This window comes from Nocardia sp. NPDC052112 (assembly GCF_040680135.1).
In the GTDB taxonomy this organism is placed as follows: Bacteria; Actinomycetota; Actinomycetes; order Mycobacteriales; family Mycobacteriaceae; genus Nocardia.
On the sequence record NZ_JBFAWD010000041.1, the window covers coordinates 1 to 25,013 of the forward strand.

The 25,013-nt window shown below is 63.3% G+C and carries 1 protein-coding gene; it reads left to right on the forward strand.

Features of this window, described 5'->3' with window-relative positions; translation table 11 throughout:
* The first annotated feature begins 279 nt into the window (after nucleotides 1–279).
* A complete protein-coding gene (locus AB0L58_RS40570; RefSeq protein WP_364396208.1) occupies nucleotides 280–24,918 on the forward strand; it encodes an MFS transporter in 24,639 nt (8,212 codons plus the stop codon).
* The last annotated feature ends 95 nt before the right edge of the window (nucleotides 24,919–25,013 follow it).

A 25,013-nucleotide genomic window follows, 5' to 3' on the forward strand; every position in this document is an offset into this window, starting at 1 on the left:
GAATCACCGCAGCAGCGGCACACAGCCACACCACCCCTCGACGTGGATACCAACGATCCCGCAGCACAACCGATCCCACCAACAGCCCCTACCGGAGGCGCCATACCACCGAGCGGACGTGGACCATCGAATCCCGGCAACACACCCGACACCCCGACTCCACCACCCGCGATGTCAGGTGGGCAGCCCACCGACAACGACCAAACCCCAAGCGACCCTGAACAACACCCACACATCGGAAAACCCCCAGGCGAAAACGGGACCTTCGCCACACCTCCGATGCCCGCTTACATCCCCACAGAATCACAGGGCGACGAATACCCGAAAAAAGAACACGACTACTACACCCCACCATTCACCGACTACAACATCCTCGGCAATCCCTACGCATCACACGACCAACCCCCCGACGCTCCCCCGATCGTCAAGCACCCAACCACCACCGCGGTGCCCGAACCCCGACCCGCGATCCCCCTCACCGACCGACCACAAACCCCGGCCCGCGACGACACCCCCATCCCCGGGGCACCCACCGAAAACGACGACCAAAAACCCCGCGTCCACGACTCCGAACCACCACTACCCCGCCACAACAACACCCCTGCACCGCGCCTGCCCGCCACACCCGCCGACCACCCCACCGAACTCAACCCACCCAACGACTACGCCACCACAGCCAATCCCGATCCCCCCGGCGCTCCGCGAAAGCCCGCAGCACCGCAGCTGGACCCGCACGGACTCCAAGAAATCCCACGTGAAAGTGGCGTCCCCGCCATCGGCGGAGTCCCACCCTTGCAACCCGCCACGCCACCCAAAAACTCGGTGGAATACCGAAGCCTGGTCCACATAACGATGGGCGTGGACCCCCGCAACAAACCCAAGAAACGCAACGGCAAACAAGACACGCCACCACCCGAACCACCACAGACTCCTAACAAACCACCGGAGACGCCCACCCCCAGAACGCCGAAACCCGCTGCTGCGCAGCAACCCCGTAAGCGCAGCGGCCCGGCTGCGTCACCTATCCGCGAACTATTCATCGTCCGCCGAGACGGAGAAGATACCGGCGCAGTAGGTGAGAAAGGAGAGTGGGTCCGCGCCGCCGGACGTACTCGCGCCTGGGTGCGATCGCTGCCGCAGAAGTTCCCCTGGCTCACCGAGGATCTGGTCGAAACCGCGATACTGCTGGTTTCGGAGACGGTGACGAATTCGCTGCGGCGGACCAAGGACGAGGTCGCGGTCATCCTCACCGTGACCGACTCCGACGACGTCCGCAAAGTCCGGTTCACGGTCACCGACAAAAGCCCAATCGTCCCAGAAGACACCGACATGCCCGACTGGGACGCCGAACACGGCCGCGGCCCGTTGGTAGCCATGCTGTCGGCCGACCACGGAACCACCGTTAAGGCCAACGGCACCGGCAAATCCACCTGGTTCGAACTGCATACACCACACGGGGACGCATCAGGCCTGGGCATTCCGGTTGCCCCTCCGGACAACGACCGCCCCGGCTCCGGCGCTTCGGGGCGTGCTGCCGGGCTCCCGGATACAGATACGGCCTCGCAACTGGCACAACACAGCGATACGTCGGCGCCCCAGGACCTGCGCGAGCAGCACGGGCAAGACATATTCAGAGGCGAAGGCGCCGTTGGTGATCCGGACGGCGTGCAGGACAGCAGCGTGGCGCATGGATCTGGGAGCGGCAACCGTGACGGCGGCGGTCGAGCCGAACCGTCGCGGAATCTGAGCGCGCTGTCCAAGGAAGCACGCGAGACACTCGATGAAGCGGGCGCCGAGTTGCGCGACCTCGGTTCGGCCGACCAACTCGCGCTGCCCCCGCGTTCGCTTGTCGTCGGGCTGGCGGCTGCGCTGTATAGCGTTCGAGCTGCCGAGCAGCCCATTGCAACCGCCGGATATGACATCGTCCTCGATACCACCACCGATCGGGCCTGGCAGGGCGCGCATGCCGGTAGCGCTCGAGTCCCCTTGGCCACCACGGACTTCCACGCGCTTCCGGTCGACGTGCTGTCGGAGTATCTGCGCCTGGCCGAGGTCGCACTGCCGGTCGTACTCGACGCGTTGAGTTCGGGTACCGATATTTCGAGCGACGAATTCGTCGAGCACCTCAGCAGCCGGATCCACGATGGGCGGCTCCAGCAACATTGGCGGACCGCCACCGCGGAGCAGCGGCTGCCGTATGAGGATCCCGGCTACTCCGAGGCGCTGCGCGAACAGCATCGGCGTTTCGCGCGTGCGGTCCGCGATTTCGTGGTGTCGGCCAGTGCCATCGATCGTTCCGTACCGGACCCGTTCGCATCGTGCGCGACGGGCGCGGAGGTCGCCGCGGAGATGTGGCGCCGACATGCGGTGCACATGCTCGAATTCGATTTGCCCGGCGTGGCGGTGGAAGTCGTTCGTGAGTTCGCCCGCGCGATTCATGTGCTGTTGACGAAGTACCCCTACGTCCAACTACTCCAGATAGGGATCGGGCCCGTCTCGGGCAACCGACGATTCATCGCAAGCGACTATGTCGAGGGCACCGATACGAGATACCCGTCGACGCGGTCGGTCACGTTGTCCTACGACTTTGTCAGCGACCCGGACTCGACATGGTCGGAGATGGTGCACGCCGGAACCGCCGTGGGACCTCTCGATCAGGCGATCTATGGCTTGGTTCTGGGTGAGTTCGGCTACTCGCTGAGCAACATCGGCGGGGAGGATGCGGGCTATTACGCAATCGGACTCGCCGGCCATCATCGGCGTAGTCACCAGGGGCCGAAGCGCTGGTCGCCGGATGCGATGTATGCCTGGCGGAAGGGCGAGTTCCGCGCCTACGGAAAGGATCGCGACGGGCGATTCAGCGCGACCGCGGCACTGGGCGGAGCGTTCGCGGCCATGGAGCACGACCCGACCAGCGCCTCGGTCGGAGAGCAGATCCTGCACGACCTGTTGACCAGCACCGCCATGAAGAAAGCCGCGTACTACCGTCGACTGCGGAAACTGATGGCGGAATACCGTCCGGTGACACCGGCGGAGCAGCAAGCCAAGCTGGCCAAGATCGCGGAAATGCGCGGCAACCATGGTTTCCGCATGGTCGATTTCCACAATCCAGGCATCACCGCGGATACCGTCGGTCAGGTTGCCGAGGCCGTACAGCACATGCGCACCGAGTTCCTGGTGCTCACCGAATTGTCGGAGTTCAGGAGCGCTCCCGGGGACATCGACGAATTCGCCCATGAATCCGCTGACGGTATCGAATTCAACGAATTGTGGCTCACCGCACCGGCGCGAATGCGCGCCCACGTCATAGAACAAGTCGCGGCCGGACAGCTGCGCTATGACCCCGATCTCGCCTACCGTTGCATCACCGTCCACGAATTGGCGCATCGCCTGCGCAGGCTGGCCTCGACCACCACGACGGATGCGTACGCCGTGGTGCAAAACCACTTCGAAACGACCTACGGCTCGAAGGACGTCGCGAGCCTCGAGGCGTGGATGGCGCGGCAATTCACCTCGTCCGATCCGGAGGAGTTCGAGGCGGAGTCGATGGTGGCCGCCGAGGTCGCCACCCTGACGCCGACCGAGGGCGAGACGGTAGTACACGACTATCTCACCGCACTCGCCGCCGCCGAGGCCGAACGGCGCGGCCTCACTCCGCCCCCGGCGAGCACGGAGATGCCGGATTGGACGCCGCCTCCCTATGTCGAATACGAAGTGCGGCAACCGAACGACCCGGCAAAATACCAGCCGCAGGCGGTCGTGGGCGCCATAAGGCGCGCGATACGACGGCCGACCGTCCGGGGTGGGCTGTTCTACGGCCAGGACGGCCAGAAGTACACCACCCATGGATGGGAATACTTCCTGATCGGCGCCGACCCGGAGGATATCCGGACGGTCAGCTACGCCGAGATCCGCGACACCATGCCGGGGCTTCCCGCAGCGCACGCGGTGCTATACAGCACGTATTCGAATGCTGATGACTTGCCGATCATCTTCGGCTGCTGGCAGATCAATAACGGCGTGCTGGAGGAGTCGAGCCCAGCCTTCAGCGGAACGTTCCTGAGAGGTGAGCAGGATCACGGTGTTCAACTGAGATTCTCCACGCAGTACCGGAAATGGCTGATTGCCCATCAGATCGATCCGTCGCCGATCAAGATCGGGACCTACGGCACCCTGGATGGCGAGCTGTGGCGCCCCTTGGGTGTCGGGTCTGTGCCGCGTGTCCGTGAATTGCTCGATCGAGATGGGTTGAACGCCGAGACGGTATTCGGCAGCAGCGGCAATGAATTCTGGGTGACCGTCGGCACCGTGCAGTCGACTTCGACCCAGCTATCGATCCCGTTGACAATCAACCTCTTCGACGGCGGCAGCGGAACATTCACTCTCGAGCTCACCGAAACCACAGCCCGGGTGTCGGATTCGGATCTCACACACCAACCACACGCGACAGAACTCACCGCCGCATCCGACATCCTGCACACCCACCTCACCGCCCCGTGGCTGGCCGCATCAGGCATCGCGTTCTCCGCGCCGCCGCTGCTGAGTCAGTTCCCGGACGCCGACGCTACCGAATCCGAATCAGCCCGCACCACAACGGATTCCGGCGTTTCCACTGAGGCTTCCGATCCGCCCGCGGCAGTTGCGGAAAACAGCCAGGTCTACCACCGACTCGTGGCCCAAGTCGGCAACCCACGAATCGCGCGAGACCTCGCCGCCAAAGTCCACGCCCGCGCCGCACAAGAACAACAACCAACCGACACCGAAGCCGCCGCACAACGACTGCGCGACATCGCCGAAAACGTCCTGGCCGAACACCGAACCGCCATGGCACAACTCGACCAGGCCGGCGGCAACCAACCCACACCCAGAAAGCAACCGCGCCTCCTCCCTGTACAACACGACGGCCGCTTCTTCCACAACCTCCCCGAAAACCAACCACCCACCCCCGAAAACCCGAACGAACCAGCAGCATCCGCCCCACGAAGCAAACCCACACCCAGTACCGACGGGTCCGTAACGCGACCGAATACCGACTTCCTGCAATGGATCCGGAGTAAGGCCCCCAAGAACAAGGATCTCGCCTTGCATTACGCCGGCGCGGGCATCTCCACCATCGGCGGCGTCGGCTTGGGCGCCTATATCCCGGTGCTGGTCGATCAGATGGGCAATTCGGTGCAGTTGACCGGCCTCGTGATAGCCACCACCCAGGGCGTTGGGCTATTCGCGCAATTCGCGGCCGGAAACCTTGCGGGCCGGCATGACAACCGCCGAATGCTGCAAATCGTATTGCCCGTCGGAGTCGCGGCCACGAGCATTACCGGCGGCTGGCTCCTCGCCGGCCTACCGGGCGCGCTGGAGGCCGTCATCGGATCGGCGGTTGTCGTCACGATCGTCGATGCCATCGGCGGAAACAGCAATACGAAGATCGGGCGGATGCTGACCCGGACGGAGGAAGAGAAAAAGGATGCGATAACGCTGTCACTGCTGGAGCGTCAAGCGTCCGCCACGGTGGGCAGCTCCACCCTCCCTCCGCTCGGATATTTTTTGCCAGGGCTCCCGTTCCTGGTCGACGCGCTGTCCTACGTGGTTAATCTCCTGACGCTGCGCAAACTTCCCCTGGCGCCGCCGCCACAGGAAGAAGAACAGGAAGAAGAGCAGCCCGGCGCGTTCGACGGTTTCCGTGCCGTGTGGAAGGACCCATTCCTGCGCGGACGCGTCGGGATGCTGATTCTCTCCGGCACCGCGGTTACGACCAGTACCATACAGTCGGCAAACATCATCAACACCGCAGGCTATTCTGCGGCTGCGACGGGGTTGGTCATGGCTTCCGGCAGCGCCGGAATTCTGTTCGCGGCATTGACACCGAAACGGTGGCGCCGACGCATGAACGTCAGGTGGATCCATCCAGTCGCCATGACGACGTGGGCAACCCTCGCGGCCGCGCAGGGGATAACAACCGACCCGTTGATCCTGGCGGCCAACTCGGCAGCCGTGGGCGTGGCCCTCTTTTACAGCAACCAGAAAATCGGCGAGTACCAGCAAGAAATAGTTCCCGAGGAGACCCTCCAGGCAGCGATCTCAGTAGGTACGATCGCCAATACTGTCGGCGGAATTGTCGCGGGCGCATTCGGTGCCTACGTGCTGGAAACGGCCGGCGCCCGCATGACCGGGTTCGCAGACGCCGCAATTTTCCTTTCCCTGGCAGGCGGCTCGGCGGCACTCGGATGGTTTACACGTCCCGGACGCGGTCGGCGCAATGAACCCGGACCTACCGGTGATGGCTCGACCACGCATGTGGTGCCGGACAGCGGCCTCACCCCCGAGGTGATCAGAGACTCCGCAATCCAATTCGCCCGCGTCGACCGAGCGCTGGCACTCATCAACGACGGTTCACCCGAACCCGACCCCGAAGACCCCGTATTGGACTCCGACAAAAACTGGAAGCCCATCGAAGCCACCCGCGGAGCCCAACTGCGACCGATCCGATATGACGGTGACCCCCGCTTCACCACCCTCGCCGAAACCGTTCGCACCAAACGAAACGGTATCGATAGGGCCGACATCGTTGCCGACGACGGCACAAACGCACACATCATCACCTTCGTAAACGTCATGCGTGCGGACCAGAATCCGGACAGCGAGAGCGTCGAAGGCGAGGTTCTGGTCTTCGACACTCTCATCGAAAAGCCCGACAACCAGAGCCAGAGCGAAACACGCCATTCCACCTCGCCAGCTCACACCACAGCGCAAAACCGAGAAATACCCGTCCCCCGCGTCCGCAATCACCAGGGCGACGAAAACGGCGAAAACAAATGGGAACCGAAATTCGACAACATCAAAGATGTCTATGTAATCCTCAGTGGCGATGGCACGCCCATCCCCATCCCGGACATCCACAAACCACTCCCCAGATATCGACACCTTCGACGCCGACACCCACACAAGCTCCAAACACCACCCAGCAGTAAACCCACGCAGCTGGACACCTTGTCGGGCAACCGGCTCGACGGGCGCTCTCATTCGCAGGAATCGGTTCCGGACTTGCCCGGACGACGCCCCGCCGCACAAGCCCACCGTCAACTCCCGCACTTGGTCCCCAACCCCGAAGACGACATATTCGGTGACCTCGGAAACCCCCTCAACCCCGGCTGGCGGCGCGCAAAGAAACGAGTCCAAGAACTCGGCACAGTCCATGTCGACGGCGCCGGCTTCGGGCCGGATCCGAACCTCCAAGGCCGACCCGCAGATCCGCAGGTTCCATCCGATCCCCCTGCCGCATCGCAGGAGGCCGCCCGGCAGACGCCATGGAGCCGTCGTCAACCGACCAAAGCAGGTGCGGCATCGCACGAGCGCAAACACAGCAGGCCAACGCCATGGTCCGACACGGGCGGGCCCCAGCCCGCAAATGGAACCAGCGAAACCGATTCGTCAACTCACAGTTCCCACCACGAGTCGACAGCTCCTGAGAACGAGCCCGCATCGACTCCTCCAACGAACCGGCCCGCACGGCTCGGCACAGCCGATGCGGCGGCCACACCCGAGGGACCGTATGACCGCCAGCCGACCAGTCCGTGGTCTGGGCAGAGTGTCGAATCACCCGCCGGCGAACCCGCACCGAACCGACCCGCCGCCGCAGAACCGCGGCACCACCCCCTCATCGGCTGGGGCGACGGAGTCCCCGACCCCGACGCCCCCTGGGACGGAGGAGAATTCGAATTCACGCCCGCACGCAAGCAGGCACCTCGACTCGGCGAGGTACACATCGACGGCGGCGGCGCGGACCGTGGCAACCCTGAACCCGACCAATCGCACGGTCTCTCACCGATTGAACCGGCTGAGCCCGCGAGTCCCGACACCGACGATCGAACAGCGGACCAGCAGACCAGCACAGAGCTCGTCAGCCGACGCGAGGTAGCCATCTCCCGCGAAGAATGGGAAACCGGCCAGGGCATTGTCGAGGCGCTCCTGCCACAGTATTGGATGTTGGGGGGCAATGGGCCGGTCGCTGTTCGCATGATCTCCGCGTTGTTGAACAGTGCGTTCGAGCATGGCGACAGCGCGCGGGTGGCAATTGCGTACTCGAAGGTCGATTCGTCGACGGCCGCCATGCGGTTGTTCCGCGGGTGGTTGGTTAATGCGTTCGGGGACCACGATGGCGGGCAGGCCTTGGTGGAGCTCGATTCGTTGGAATGCACGATCACTACCGATAGCCGCACGTGGCCGACACCGGATGTGCCGGGGCCACAAAGTCCTTGGGTCGTGGAGTTGGACGGCTCGGCCACGTCGTGGGGATATGTGTTGCGGCGGACCCCACCGGGTCGGGAGGTCAGCTTCGTCCTCCCGGTCTTTCGTGATCAACCGGCGGATGAGTCGGACTGGTGGGCTGCCCGTTACAGCGAGGCCCAAGGTGGAAACGCACCGTTGGATCTGGCGACCGGCGTGCTGATCGGCCGGGGACAGCTCCATTTGATCGAGGCGGTTCGCACCGCAATTGCGCAGCTTGCGGATGCGGCGCCGAGTCAGACATTGCTTCCGGAGTTGGCGTTCTCGGCGCTGGTCGACAACGTGTTCCGGTACACGGACGGGGGCGCCTGGGTGCGCGCAACGGTCTCGGACCGGGGCGTCCTGCGGGTCGAAGTCACCGATAACAGTCAGGTCCTACCGGTGCTCGTCGACGGGGAACAGGTGCCGAGCCGGGGCGTGGTCATGGTGAACAGCACTGCCGACGGCTGGGGCGTAGACCTGGATCGACGAGGCAAGACGGTGTGGTTCGAGCACCGCGTCGACCGGGCCGTAGTTGATGCTGATTCCGACGCGCGGGCTGTCGCGGTGACAACAGTCCTCGACGACTCCGGCGACTGGCCGGACCTGGAGGTGTTGCGTGGCGTCACGATCCTCGAGGTCGCCGAATGGGCGAAGCGCAAATGGCATGTCGAGTTGGCCGGTTTCACCCAACCAGAGCAGGCTTGGATCGTTTCGCGCGGCATGAGCGACCTGCTGTCCGAATATCCGCAGTTCGTGGTACAGAGTGGCGCTCCCATCACGGTCGGCAAAGTCGCCGGCGGTATGGGCATCGGTGTCGTAGCGCATCGCGACGACACTGGCCGGATTCTGATCGAGTCGATAACGGTGGACCCGCGGCTGCTGGGTAAACCGGACACATCCGGGGGTAGACAACTTTATGCATCGGTGGTCGGCGCGATCGGCGCCGTACTCGTCGATTCCGGCGTGGGTGTCGTCCGCGAACATGGATTCCACTACCTCTTCATGCACTACCTCCGATCTCGGCCCCAGCCGACCGGCGATACCGAGAACACGTTCGAGGAATGGGCGCACCGTCAGCTCGGCGAATTCGAGGAGTGGGTGCGCGGTCAACTCGGCGAATCGGTTGTCCGGCCCCGGGGTCTGCGACTTGGTCGGCATGCGCAGTTGCCACATCGTTTCGATGTAGCGCGCGCCGCCCGTGCGGCGACAGCCGATGTGCTGGTCAACGGTTGGGACAACGCCTCGGAGGCGGCGCGGACACTGTATCGGCTGCTGTTCGCGCAACTGCGCATCGACCCTCAGGCACGGGATATCCTCGACACCGATTCGCCGGAGTTCCATCGTCCCGAACGGCGCCGCAGAATCGTCGAAGAAGATTCCCTGTCGGACGTGGTCGCGGAGTTCGAGGCGGTGCACGGCGTCCCGATAGCCGGGGCCGATATCCCGGGTGTCGATGCATTGAACTTCTTCAGATTCCTCGGGGGACTGGAGTCCATGCTCGACTCCTTCCCCGGAATGATCGAAACTCGCGCGGCGGGTGTTCGAGAAGATATGTCGACAGCGGCCACACCGGACGAAAATATCAACACCACCACGAATGAAATATTCTTCGACAAGAAATACATCAACGATGAGTATGAATACGATTACTCCAATAAATTCAGATTCGGTCGTGGATACAATCATTCCAGCGAGGCCAAGTACCGCTTCGCATTGGAAATGGTGGCCGCTGCGGGCAATGCGGTATTGGACGATGCGCTCCCCACGCTACTCTCCCGATGGCTCCATGGGCGTGCCAACGGAGAACGGGGATACGCCAAGAATTTTAGCGATTGGCTGCGCAAACAATTCACCCTGTACTGCTATCCGATTCCCAGTGGACGTGTCGACCGATCGCCGCACCTGAACGAGCGGGCAGCACTCGCAGAGTCGGTTGTCAAGGCGGTGGGCGGATCTATAGGAAATAACACAGACCTCGCGGACAAGGACCCCACCGACGGACATCGAGTGCTCTACGCGCTGCTGATGAAGCATTTGAACGCACCTTCCAGGAAACGCCCTGCCGTGCGCCCTGGGCCGCAGGGGCTGAAGCCGGAGGTGCACGATCGAGGCGCCGACGACGACGTATCGGGGAAGCCGATGTCGCGCGACAACGACGCCGGTGCCACATCTGCCGATACCGGCAACGCCCCGAGGCCACATGGCGGGGGCGGTGCCAACCCACCCGGACCCGCCGTCCCCTTCCACGAGTCCGACCTCCACGCCGCACTCGATCTCCCCGCCCCACGCAGACCGCGCCGAACACGCATGGGCGGGCCTGGATTCGCCGGAATTCCGGACGGCGGAGTCGCTTTCCATCATGGATGGGGTCCCGCCGAACACGAGCCGACGCCGGAAGTTGACGCGCCAGCACAGGAACCGACCGATAGCCGCCCCGCCGAGGTAGGGGATGTGGCCGCTCGACGGGCACGGCTGGTTCGGCAGCGCGAGCAGGTGCGCGAAGCGCGCGACGCCGCACCGATCGACGAAAGTGGGCTCCTCCCTCGTGAGTTCGAGGTGCTGGAGCTGATATATGCGGGTCTGTCGCGCAGTGAGATCGCAACAAGGCTGAGTCTGAACCCCAGGACCGTCTCGAATTTGAACAGCAGTGCGGCCAGAAAGTTCGGTACCGCGGGCGTAATTGCCACCGTCGTCGAGGCCAGGCGCCGGGGCCTGCTCTCGAATACCGACACGTCGGAATCGACGGTCTTCAATCTGTCCCGTGTGGACAGGCAGTTGCTCCGACTGATAGCCGAAGGCAAGACGAACGAGCAGATCGCCGAGAAAAAGAAGGTGGCGCCCAGTACCATCGAGCGCTACTATGCGAAAATCGGTGAGAAGCTCGGAGTTTCCGGGCGGGTGCCGATATTCATGAAGGCACTGCGTCTCGGAATAATCGACGAGGACGACGGTTCCAATGCGACCGAGCCGTCCGGGCAGAATGCATCCGATAATGCAGTATCGGGTGGTGAACCTGGTGTTTCCGTCCCATCGGAAACCTCGGTCGTTTCCGCCGCCAGCGACCGCGCTGAATACATGGAGACATCTGCGCTGGCGTCCGGATTGTCGGAAGAGGATGTAGCACTCGACGCAGAGATACGTGAGCTGGAGCGTGCGCTCGGCATCGAAACCGATGCCGAGCGCACGCTCGAACTCATGCTCTATATGGAGGACAAGTTCCGGGATGTCGCCATCGCCGCCGGCCAGGATCGACCCGAACTGCTGTTCGGGCGCAAAGAGTGGCTGAGCTGGCTGGACGCCCGGCACTACGCAAATCAGCATCTCGACGACGACTTGAGTGCGGAATTCATCCTAGAATTGCACCGACGGCTCGGTTGGCGGACAAATCCGAACGGCGCCGGGAAGTTCAGCCACGCGCAGAATATAAACCTCGGTGTACTGCACTGGCCCGCCAGCGAATATGAGAAATCCGCGCTCGATGAGAATCGGTTGCTCACCTATGTGCCTGGTCCTGTGGAATCCGGCGAATACGGGGTCGCGTTGTATCCGGCGGTAGCGGGACAGCCTGGGGCCCGCGGGATGCGTAAGTTGGAGTCACCGCTGACCGAGGCGGAGATCGCGGAAATCAAGGACAACCCGTTACTGGGATACATACCCGCACCGTTCCCCACGTGGAAACACGGAATCATCCTGTACCCCAACTTCGGCGGCCTGGACGGAGTACACGCGGACGTGGAAGCGATGTGCCGCGCGTACAACAACGCGGTCAGCGCAGGTCACGATCCCTATGAAACCGCTGTAGACCTCGAACTCTGGAGCATTTCCGGCCACCACGGCAAAGGCGACTACCACGGCCGACTGTCCAGGATCCTGTTGAACTGGGCGCTGGAGAAGGCCGGGAAGTCGCCCAGCGCCATCCCGGAATTCGACGAAGACCTGCTCACCACCCGACAGGACTGGGTGGAGAAGGTCAAGGCGGGAAGCCTGCGCTACCGGCTGCGCAAAGCCGAAGTCGAGCAATCGGGCGGCACGGTGGACCCGGTGACGCTGCTCGGTCTCGAGCGGGCGCGACAGCGCTATGAGCAGATGGGGGGCAGGCGTTCACCGTTCGTGCCGGGAGAACAACACAATGCCCACGCATGCAGGCAACTGCTCGCGATGCTGCACTTCGAAGGGTCTGTCGCCGATGGCGACGAACAAATACGGGCGATCATCAATGACCTCGCATCAGGGCGCACCGCAGCCGATTCCAACGATCCAACACCAGCCGAACCAACCAAGGCAGCGGAGCCCGCAGTCGGTCCGACCCCCCGGAGCGAGGCCCAGCCCACTGGCGGCACAGCACACCCGATCCCCGACCCCCCTGTGGGCGGAGGAGAATTCAAATTCACGGCGGTACCCGCATCACCTGAGGGTGACGAAACCGACTCGACCACAACGGAAACCGATGCGGGCCCGACCGACACCGATCCGGTCGAATTGAGCCAGGCCGTCGTCGATCGGATCGCGATCCTGCAGCAACGAGCTATCGAACTGATCCGTAGGAGTGTGCAACTCACGCGGGAAGGCATCGCGTTTCGGTCCGATCCCCTGAACGAAGCTCAGGACCAGATCCTCGCCGAGATAGCACGTCTGAGAACGTTCGGGACAATAATCGATGACGTGCCCGTGGCCGCCGGTCCGGACACGGGGCTGGCGCTCGATTGGGTGTTCGCCGACCGCCTGGTGGCACGGGCGCGCAACATGACATTGGCCTATCTCGTCAGCCGCCGGAGTGCGACACGGGCTGAGGCCCACGAGATGCTGACCGAACTGATGCGGGTGGTCACGCGCGCCACCGAACTGTCCCTCGGTACCGACCACGCCCGCGATGCCGCCGAATTAGAGTCCCTCACAGTGATTTTCGACTGGACCGATCAGCTGACCGCTGGAGGCCAACCGGCACCTGTTCTGCTCGATCCGGCCGATCCTGCGGATGACGAAATTCCCACGACGCCGACACCACGACCGCTCGAACACCCCAGTACCGCTTCGAACAGCGCGAAGAATCCGAAGACCGTTCGGCAGGAACATGATTCGACCGACAGTGCACGATACCTCTACGGCCACCGCGCAGTGCTGCCCGAGGACAAAGTGCGCGCGGTGCGCGAGCCCGTCGAAACGGCCGATCTGGGCCAGATCTCGACGCTCTACGCAGCGCGGATGCCGGACGGCAGGACCGTGCATTTCCGTCTGCTCGGCGACCCGCGTGGTTATCCGATCCTGGTGTCTCCCGGCACTCCGGTCGGGATCGACGGTCCACTGCCGGATGCCGGCGAGTTGGCCAAGCGCGGATACACACTTATCGTCGTGGAGCGACCAGGGTACGGCGACTCCGACCCACTGCCCGGACGCACGGTGGCCGACTGCGCCCGCGACATCATCCACATCGCGACAGAACTGTTCGCCTTCGACCACTACTCGGTACTCGGACGCTCCGGCGGCGGCTCGGTGGCGATCGCCGTCGGTGCGCTCGACCCCGAGCATGTCGACAAGGTCGTCTCGCTGGTCGGCACGTCACCCGTCCTCGATGGCCGCGACACTTGGATGGCGAACATGGCCGAAGCCAACCAGGCCATCTACCGGAGCCCGGATCTGCAAGCCATGGTCGCCAAGCTCACGGACATGGCCGAACAGATCGCGCGGGACGGGACCTGGCTGATCCGCTACAACCAAGATGCTTTCAAGACCCTGGATGAGATGTGGATGGGCATGCATTGGGGTCTGCTGGCCCGCGGCTATCAACGCGGTGTGCGCAACTACCCGCACGCATGGGCCGACGACTCGCTGATGTTGGTCCAACCCTGGGGCATCGAATTCGACGACTACCGCGTGCCGGTGGCTATCGTGTACGGCGGCCGAGACCAGTTCTCGCCGATCAGCCACAGTCAGACCAATGCCGCGCTGATCCCCACCTCGACGCTGTATCTCTTCCGCGGCGTCACCCACATGATGGGTATGGACTCGCTGCCCGTCATCGTCCACCACTTCCGCGCCCAACGAGACGCGTTCTGGAGTCAGGATGTGCCAGGAAACGAACGGCGACTATCGGAAATCCACCGCACTGAATCCGAGCCACTGCCGTTACCGGCTTGGACATATTGGACCCGCGGCCGCTGGGATGCGGTCGCGGACTATGACGATGCCCCGGTGCGTCGACCGACGGGTCACCGCCTTCCGGCACCACCCATAGCGTCTGGGCGAAATGACAGCGAAGCCGATCCGTCGCGCGGCGACACAACCGAACTCGAGCCGACCGCCGGCAACGGCCAACCGGACACCGTCGAACCGGGCCAAGTGCGAGCGCCGGCGGGACGGACGATCATCGAAGGTCTCGGCCTGCCCGCCGAGGTAGCCACAGCCGAGATCATCGGCGAGGATCCGACGGCGGCGCTGCTCCCGGAGGAGCAGGTACTGCTGGATGCTCTCGAGACAGATCCGGACGGGGTACGCCGCCGCGAAATCGTGTACGGACGCACGGTCGCGCACCGCGCGCAGGCACGCCTCGGTGTGCCGGTCGCGCCGGTGCTCCGTGCGGGTGGGGAGGCGACTGGAATGCCACTCTGGCAGCCCGGCCTCGTCGGAAGCATCAGCCACAAACAGGGCCTCACCCTTACCGGCAAAACCGGCTACTTCGTCGCCGCGGTATCCCGGCACCATCGCGCGGTAAGCATCGACGCCGAATACAACGAGCCGATCGCCGATGATCGGCGCGATGGCATGGCGCTGGACGCGGAGCTCGCCTGGCTCGACCGGATCGGTACCGACGGTGACGTGCACTGGGACCGAGTGTTGTTCTCCGCCAAGGAAGCTGCCCTCAAGGCGTGGTACCCGCTGACACATCGCCGGCTCCGCTTCAAAGACATACTGATCACGTTCGATATCGAACGAGGCGAATTCACCGCACAACTGCTGATCGCGGATCGCTCCACCCTGGACGGCCCACCACTGACCGAATTCCACGGTCGATTCCTGGTCGAAGGCGGCATCATCCTCACCGGAATCGCTGTGCCGCAATCGGATTCGGAGACCGCCTCACCAACACCCGGCACTGAAGCAGCCGACGTCACCGGCGCTGACAGCAGCGGGCACACGGACACCGAATCCACCGCGAAGCCTCGGGCCGCATCCCCGACCACCGAGCCCCCCGCCGAGATGGCCTTCCACCACCCGGGCCACAACCCCTTAGCCGACAAACCCCACCGCGTCGCCGGCCTCAATCGACCGAACCACATGCTCAACCAACACTTGGGCCACATCGACAACGACGAGGTCCAAGGCGACCACATCCCATGGAACAACCCGAAACAACTGCGCCGCACGCCGACGTCATCCACCTCCGAAACCGCGCCCGACGCCGCCGACACTCCAACGTCGGCCGCAGGGTGGATGGACTCCGAAGACCTGGCGACGATCTGGGATTTCCTCCGAAATGATCCGAAGTGGGCGTTCGATGCCGGACGCGACTACGGTGCCGTTGTCGTAGTCGGTAGCCCAGACGACGGCGGGTCGGCCGTCGCCGCGAACTTTGTGCACGAGCGGGGACTCGGTGAAATCCCGGTGGTGTTCTCCGGTTGGGACCGGCAGGCCGGCCGGGCGGATCGTGAACAGCGGCACTGGGCGACCGAGGCCGTCAGATTCGGATTGGCCGCGACCAAAATGGGCCTGAACCCCGACCGAATCATCGAGGAACCGCACGCACGCAACACCAGGCAAAATGCGGCGCTTTCCATAGCTGCCCTGCAAGAGCACGGTCATGATGTCGAATCCATCGTCGTCGTCTGCACACCACAACACGCACGGCGAGTATGGGCGACGATCAAGCGGCAGTGCCCAGATGTCCAGCACATCGCCATTGTCGGGGCCGAGGTTTCCGTGGACAACTACATCCGCTACGGACTGCGATCCGATGCCGATGCGCATCCCACGCCACGTGAGGTGGTGACGGAGATCTTGTCCGAGATGAAGGGCCTGATGGAGACGCCGCGCAAGGGGCACATCGTCGGACAAGTGATTCCGCGCGAAGTGCTCATGGCCTATCGCAGGCTGACCGAGACGTTGGATATTCCCGCGGCAGACAATCTTGCCGAGCATCTGCACCCCGTCCCCCTGTCCGAACAGGAAACCGAGATCCTCCCGATGCTGGTGGCGGGCCGATTCTTCACGGAGATCGCAGCGGCACTTGGCATCAGCTCGGCAGAGGTCCGCACACACGCACAACATATCCACCGCAAGTGGCGAATAAGTGAGCGGACGCAGCTCGCGGTGGCGGCGGGGCAGGCGGGAATCGATCTGGATACAACCACATCGGTTGATCTCGGCGATGCCACGAACCCCGGGGAAGCCGGACCACACGCTGCCCAGACCCTCAACGACCCGACAGCCGACGAGGCCCCCAGCGGTACAGCCACGCCAGCACCGGGCTCCGGACCGCCTACCGGCGGACACACTGCCACACTCGATCGACTCCTGACAAACACCCAAACGCAGGAGGCGATCGAACAGACGCTGGCGCTGCTGCGCCGGACGGGCGACCCCGGGGATACGGATCGCCCAACCACACCACCGATTCCGAGCAACCCTGGCGACCGACCAGAGGTGACGGCCCCGGATGAGCCGACCGCACAAACCCGCCCCCGAACCACCACCGATCCTTCCGGCACCGCGGGTGCGCCCGGACTCGGCGACCCCCAAGGACCCGAGCTGCACTTCGACGGCGGCATCGACCCTGCGGTACTGGACCTCCCCGCCCCGAAGCGTCGCGGACGACTCGCCCGCGGACACCTCGGCCCGGTAGTCAACGCCATCGGCCCCAACCCCGAGGGACACGCATTCGACCCACCCGGCCGACAGCCCGAAAAGCAGCCCGAACCGGCGACCGACTCGGAAAGCTCCGAAACCGACCCTTCAGCCCTACCACCGCAAGAGAGTGCCGCTACCGTGGAGCAGCAGCCCGATCCCGATACGGCACTCATGCGGGTTGTGCTCGAAGAAGTACATGGATTGGTGGGTGACGAACTCGTCGCGCAGGACATTGCGGCCGAGGCATTTTCGCAGGCAGGTGCACAAGGTGCCGACGCGCTGCTCGCCGTTGCCCGGAATCTGGCCATAGAGCATGTGCGCTTCGCCCGATTCCGGCAGGCGCTCTTGGTCGCTCTCATCATCGATGCGAAGGTCGACATATCCGATCCCATGGTTCGCGCCTTGGCCGAGGCGAGCCACAACGATCTGACCCGTTGCCTTGATGAATTACCCGATGAACGCGACTTTCTTCACGCGCGATTCTGGGACGGACTGACTCGCCGACAGACTGCCGATCGGCTGCGTCTGGACAAGGCTCCGTGGGCGGTGGAGCGCCGCGCACTTCGGCGCGTCGCCACACAACTGACCGCGACGCTGGTAGCGCGGGACAACCAGATATCCGAACTCGCACCGGACCCGGCGCCCGAACATCCGATACCTGGCCCGCCGATCGAGGATCTACGGCCCCTGGGCTGGTCGGACGGCATCGACATGCCACCCGAAATGGCGGCAGCCATCATCGCGGAAGCGCTGCGCAAACTGCCGTCGGCGCTGGACGGAAACTACAATCTGAATATTCGGGTCGGCCCATTTCTGGTACGGATCCGGAAGGCGGGCGTCGATAGTATGGACGCCAGACTGACCTCCGAACCACGGGTGCTCGAATGGATCGCCAAACGCGATATCGAGGTCGAGATTCCACTGTTGTACTATCTCAAGAATGGTGTCGTGATGCCTAATGGAACTGTCGTCGATGGCGTACAGATCCAGGGATTCGTGGATAATGCCGATCTACTTCACGATCTTCCGGAAAAGCCGATCGCTCTTGTGGTCGCGAGTCTCGCGAAACTACATGACCAGACGAGTATGCGCTCGGCGACTATGAACCTCCATAGTTTCGTCCAGAAGCTGGTCGACGAGAAAATGAATATCTTCACAAGAGTAAATGCAGAATTCGGCGACATTTTCGACGCGTTGGGAATAACTGAATTTCCCTATGCGCCTGTGCTGGCCATGGTGCCGGAGAATGAGCGGATAGCACCAGCTCTAATACATACCGACGCACATTTCAAGAACATTTTATACGATATCGACAATACAGTGATAATCCTGGATTTGGAGCTGGCCAGGCCGGGAGACCCGGCCTTCGACTGGGCTCGCATTCGCCTCCTCGAAGGGGCTGGCCCGAGCGCGGAACTGCTCCGACAAATCCTGCCCAAAACCAGCCGCGATGAAATGTACGACCTGCTATCGCAGATAGAGCGAACCATTACCGACACTGTTCGACACAGACGCGCGGCGGTGTTCGGTCTACTCACTCCCGAGATGATCCGATTCGCGGCAACCGAGTTGGCAGATGCATTCAGAGCATCCAGAAGGAGCCAGGGACTCCCACACCTGTCCATACACCGGTATTTCGAGGCCATCGGAGTATGGAGTCCGCATCCCCTAGAGATAACCGGCACCGAGATGCGGTCTGTCGCATACGAACCCAGGTATCGCGCCCCCAGTCCACCCGAACCGACCGAAACCGTGGTGCCGAGTTTCCGCGACGCGCCGTTAGCGGAACTCATGCAATGGGCACGCCAGGTCCCATTGGACGAGATTCAGCAGATCATGGCCGGGCGCCGTACCAAGATCACCGAAGTGCTGGCCGATTTTCGCCGTGGCACATTGCCGTTGTCCGGGGAAGCGATCACCGTGCCGGCACGTGCGCTGAATGCGATCATCCTTTCCCTGTGGGAGAGCGTCACCGATGGAATAGCATTCCTCGGCGATACGCAATATGTAGAAATGCTCGACGACGCAGCATTGTCGTACCTCGCGAACTATCTCGCGGCATGGGCGCCGATCGCCCGCGAAATGCATGCCAGCACAAACGCGGTGTTCGACTGCATCGGGAGCATTACGATGCAAAGCGAGTTACAGACAAACCTTCGTGAACTTTCGGTAAGGACCGGACTTCTCGCGCACAGGCTGGAACTGCTGGCCGAATCGGCGCACGTCGGAGACACACCCAGTCCGTCCACCGATCCGAGGGCAACGAATCTCGAACACATGATCTCAGCGCTGGCCGTGCCCATGGATCACGGGAACGAGGACCTCACCTTCTACACAGACATTGCCGATAGCTATCTGCGGCTGTTGAGCGGCCGACTCGACCCCGAGGTAGCCGATGCCTTCGGCAAGCTGTCGGACCTGGCGAACGCATTCGATCGGGCACGAGACGGCTCCGAGCGTGACTTCGCCGCCGCAGCCGAGTCTTATCTGGTGTGTCTGGTTACCGTGATGCGGAACTACTTGCTCAAAACCAGCGACTACGCATCCGGCCTCGAGCATCTCAGCCGCCTTTGCAACACCCTGCACGTTATCGAACTGCGTATGAGTGGACACCAGATACCACACACAGCTGCCGCCGCCACACGCGAACTATATGAACGACTCCAGGCGCGAGAGCGTACTGCGCCGAACTATCTGCGGCTACGAGTGATCGGCGAGACCGCATCCAATCTGCTCGTCCTCGACACATCGGTCGCCGACGCCGTGGATCGGACTCTCGCTCTGCTTCGCCAGCTGAAGGGTCCGGTCGTGGATTCTGGCGATCAACCCCAGCCGACCGCGAATGAAACCGTTGATGGCACACCGAAATCTCAGGGCTCGTCCGCCGAGTCACAGCATGCTCCGACGGAGCACCCGTCGACCGATCCCGGCGTCCCTACTGCCGGCGGCCCCAGCGCACATCCTGAACGCAACGCCGTCGACCCCGAGCCCTTCCACCACCCGGGGGACAACCCGCTCGCCCCCGAACGCCACCGCCTGGCCGGTCGCAAACAGCCGCAACACCTCGCCAACCAGTTCCTGGCCTTCCACCACGATGACGTTCACGGCGACGCGGTGGAATGGAATGAACCACATGCGCAGGGCAACCGCCCGCACCGGCCGCGACCGGCCGACGACCCCGGCGCAAGCCCAGTGGAGCCCGTTCCGGCAGACTCCGGCAGCGTACCGGTCCCGCATACTCATGAACAGTTCGTCGTCCGCGAGGCTACCGATACGCCCGAGAACCAGGACACACGAATAAGTGCTGCCTATCCGGCACGCGACCAACTGTTGCAGTTGCTGGGTGAACGGTTCACGTGGCTGACCAACGAGCAGGTCGCGGCGGCAAACCTGCTGTTCACCCAGTTGGTGGTGCAAGCAAGACAGCAGCCGGGCAGCCGGATCGAGGCCGTCGTGTCGGCGACAGACACCGAAGACATCCGGAAAACACACATCGAGGTCGTCACCATTACCGCGCCGGACAGCGCCGATGCGCCCTCTGAACATCAGCCCACCGTGACGCTCAGAGCCTTCTCGGACGACTTCGGCACCGCTCATTCCGACGACGGCACTCGGTATTCCGCTTGGTTCGAACTCCATCACCAGTTGGACACCAGTCCCGAAGAACCGCTCCCGCCTGGCGCCCGGGTCGCGAGACATCCGCACTCCAACGGCCCCGAGGACACGGTATCCGGAGTGCTCGTCGTCGATTCGCCCGCGTCCTCACCAACAACCCGCGAGCGAGATCTCGGAATCAGCGGGGTTGTCGTCAGCGCGGAGTACCGCTCCGGTGTGCTGGTTCTGCATGCCTCCGAAGCACTGCAATTCCGGAGCATCGAGGACGGTCCCGGCAATGCGAGCCTGGTCACGATCGATACTGGAACCGGCGATCCTCCGGTCGGGTGCTGGATCGAGTACGCGCTCGACCCGCACGGAAACGCCCACGCATGGGTCCAGTTCAACGATGTGGATAGCACCGGTCACGACCTCGGGTACACCGGTGCCCGGTCCGACGACATTTCGAAAATGATCGATGCCGCCCTGCACACTCGCTTCCCGACCAAAATGATCGCGGTACACGACGACCAGTATTCGTCGGGTTCATGCCGGTACATCCGGCCACGAGCACACGCACTGCGGACCGATGGCAACACCGACGCCCGAGGTGAATCGGTGCAGAGCGCCTCCGCCATACGAGCTGACGTTCCTGCCGATATCACCGATCCGAGCGATTTGACCCTCGACCAGTACAGAACTGCGATTCGGCGAGCGGCATTCGCGGCGAAATGGTTGGCGACGCATCAACTGTTCGAACGCCATCGCCTGCACAGATTCTCCTGGCCAGATGGTGCGTCCGGCGCGGCGACGACGGACATGACCTGGACATTCACACTTGTGGGCGCGATACCGGCCGACGTCGCTGTCGAACCGCTCCTGCAGGCATTCCAGACCCTTTTCCCGGTCGATGATGGGGCACTTTCCGCAGAGCGGGTGCGGGTTGCGAACAGCGCCGGATATCCGGCGGTCTTCGAGATGTGGCCCGACGAATATGCCATATATCTGCGGTACGGGTCCCCGCTCGGCGCGTCCACGGCGACCGTCCGCCGCGTCGCAGCAGAGAATGTCAGCCTCGCGCGCCTGGAAGCTCTAGCCGCCGCCACGGAAAGTCCCAGGGCCGCGCAGATGCTCCGCCGGTTGGCCATCGAACTGGCGCAATTCCCGGCGGATCCGGGCCCCATCTTCGAAGGTTTGCACGATGAGAACCGAGCCGCCTGGACCTGGCCGATACAACAGCGATTCAGCTTTGAACAGCGCAGATCCGGCGCACTCCAGCCGATCCACTTCCCGGTGCCCGAAGAGCTCATAACCACCACGGCTGCGGCTGCCGCGCGGCCGATGGAATCACCGGCACCCGACACATCCCCGACCAGCCGACCGAAGCCCTTCACTCCCAACGATCTGGCAAAAATATTAGGCCGACGACGCCCGACGAGCACGCCGCCGCCCCAGCCTGCGCACCATGTGGTACTCCGCCAGGTAATGGCCGTTGTGGGCGCCGCCGAAGCGGCCGACGCGATAACTGCGGAGACGCTCGCGGATCACGGGGGCGACGACCTGGAAGTAGTCATCGCCCACGCCCGCACTCGCGCGATCGAACACGTTCGGTTCGAACTCTTCCGGCAGGCCATGCTGCGCGCATTGATCGAATTCGTGCAGGTCGACCCCGCCGATCCCTTGGCTCGTGCGCTGGCTCCCGGACGGACCAGGCGCGATATCGAACGCGGTCTCGAAGCACTGCCCGATATCGAGCGTGATTACCTCATGGCCCGGTTCTGGCATGGTTCGGCACGTGACGAGATAGCCAATCGGATGCGGCTCGACGAGCCACCGCGGCAGGTGGAACGCCGCGCACTTCGCCGACTGGCGGCGGCGGTCGACCATAACGCGCCTGAGCATGCGAGCGATCCGGTACCGGAGGCTGAGCGTCCCATACCCGGTCTGAGGACCAACGATCGGTACACGCCGATCGGCGGAACAACCGGCGAAGCCATGCCCGACGAAATTGCCGAGGCACTTCTCGAGAGGGGACTTCAACGGCTGGAGACGGCGCTGGCGGGGAGTAAGAACGCCAACGTTCCGGTCGGCTTCGTCGACGGGAAGCCGCAGTTCATGATGCGCATTCCCGCGAACGATGCGGCCGCTGCGGACGATCTGGATAAGACCAAGCTCGTCGAATGGCGCGTCTATCGGAGGTTCGCCGAAGCAGATAACCCAGACAACCCGTTGGTGCCACGGGTATACCGGGTGTTCTACGACGTCGAAATGCAGGATGGCCGCCGCATCGATGAAGTTGTCCTCATGGAATACCTGGACGCAGAACAGCTGGCCGACGCAATTGAACGTGGGGGCGTGGCAGACGAACTGATCAACCAGGTGATCGAACTTTTCGACACTCTCCACCGGCAGACATTCCTGGGGATCGGGGACCGCCGGAAATTCATCGAGGAGCTCGTCGCCGAGGAAATGTCCAATATCCGCGCAGCGCTCCATGAAATCGCCGACTGCTTCGCCGCGCTGGGTATCCCGGAGCAGCCCTTCGAACCGGTGCTGCGGTGGATCCATTCCCGCGTCATGTCATCGGAAATTCAAGCACCGTTCGCCATCGTGCATCTCGACGCGCATTTCCGGAACCTACTCCGCATCCTGAGTGGTGCACGAGCCGGGAAAGTGGTCGCGGTGGACTGGGAGCTGGCCAGGCCGGGTGACCCTGTCATCGACTTCGTCCGCATGTACCACCTGACCGGGGCCGGACCGGCCACGCAGTACTTACGGCAGAAGACATCCGCTCCGCCGAACGTGTGGGATGTGTACTTCCTGTTCTTCGAAATCCAGCGAATCATTCACGACCTCATCCGCCTGCGGCGGGCAGCGAGGCACGGTCAACTCACCCCGCAGCAGATTCGGTTCGTCGGCAAAGAGTTGTGCAGTGCGTTTGTGACCGCCAGACCGGCGTGGGCCCAGAGCCCGAAGGTGTCCAGTACAGAGATATTCGACGCCCTCGGGGCTTCGACTCCGCCTGCGCAGTGGAGTCCCGGCGATCCGTTGACGGTGCCGACCCGAGGCGGCGAAACCGACACGGTGGATATCCCTCGCGCGCTGCCGTTGCGAAGCGAGACGGCCTTGCCGGATCTCACCACCGCCACATTCCAGGAACTCGGGGAGTGGGCATCCGGGCTGAGCTTCCACGAGGCTCGGCTGCTGATGTCCGAGGCACGGGAAGAGGTCACTGCTCATCTGGCGGCGGTCCATCGTGGCGATCCACCACCGATCGCGGAGTTGACCGACGCGGCACGGAGACTGAACGCGCTTACCACTGCACTGGCGAGGCATCTCGAAAAGCAATTTACTTACCCGGGCCAACTCGGGCTCGACCCGGGAGTATTCAACAACGAAACTCTGTCCGAGATGCTGTTCACTTTCGCCGGCTGGAAGCCCGTCGCCTATGAAATGTGGCTCAGCGCGTGCCTGGTACTCGATAGCGTGGGCGCGGTCCGGGAACCACTGGCCAGGCCACACCCACTACACCACATTCCAGTGCCGTTCTGGGAAATTCACCGCAATCTGGAAAAGATTGTCGAAGCCGCGCACGAAGCCAGAGAAGTCGTGTCCAACCGCGGCATCAGCCGGGACGACCCCCGTCGTGAGCGATTGATCGCAAATATCCAAGAGGCAGTGCAGCGACTCGCGGAATTGTCCGGTCCGCGGGTTCGGGCCCGGTACAAATCGGCCGATATCAGCTTGCGGGTGCACTCGGAGGGAAGCTTCGCGCCAGCACTCGTAGATACCTTCGGTAACCTGCGCGACCGAGCCGAGGCATATCCTTCCCGGATTAGATCCGATAACAAGGGCAAAAAAATGTTCGCCGCCGCAGCCGAACCTTATCTGTGGAGCCTTATCGGCGCAGGAATGTACGCCACGAACCAAACCAGCCGCTACACGTCCGGACTCCACTATTTCGGCCAGGCTGCCGACGTACTCGACGAGATCGCGCGAACCTTTCCCGTGAACTGGGCACCGCGCACAGCCGCACGCGAAATCCGCAGGTTGTACGACCAGCTCAGCGCACTCCATCGCGACCTGCCCGCCGGCTTGCGCGGACCGCAAATGAGCGAGGCCGTTGCCGAGTGTCTCATCTACCACTCAGAGGCTGACGAAGCGCTTCAGGAGACGCTGCGTCTGCTACGCCGTGAGGCGGCAACAACACCGTCCTAGGCTCGCCCTCAAAGCTATACGAGCACGTGGCCAACCCGAGCATACGGCGGTATGAATCGTCGCTGGTTCGGGACGCGCTCCGAACCACGCCCAAA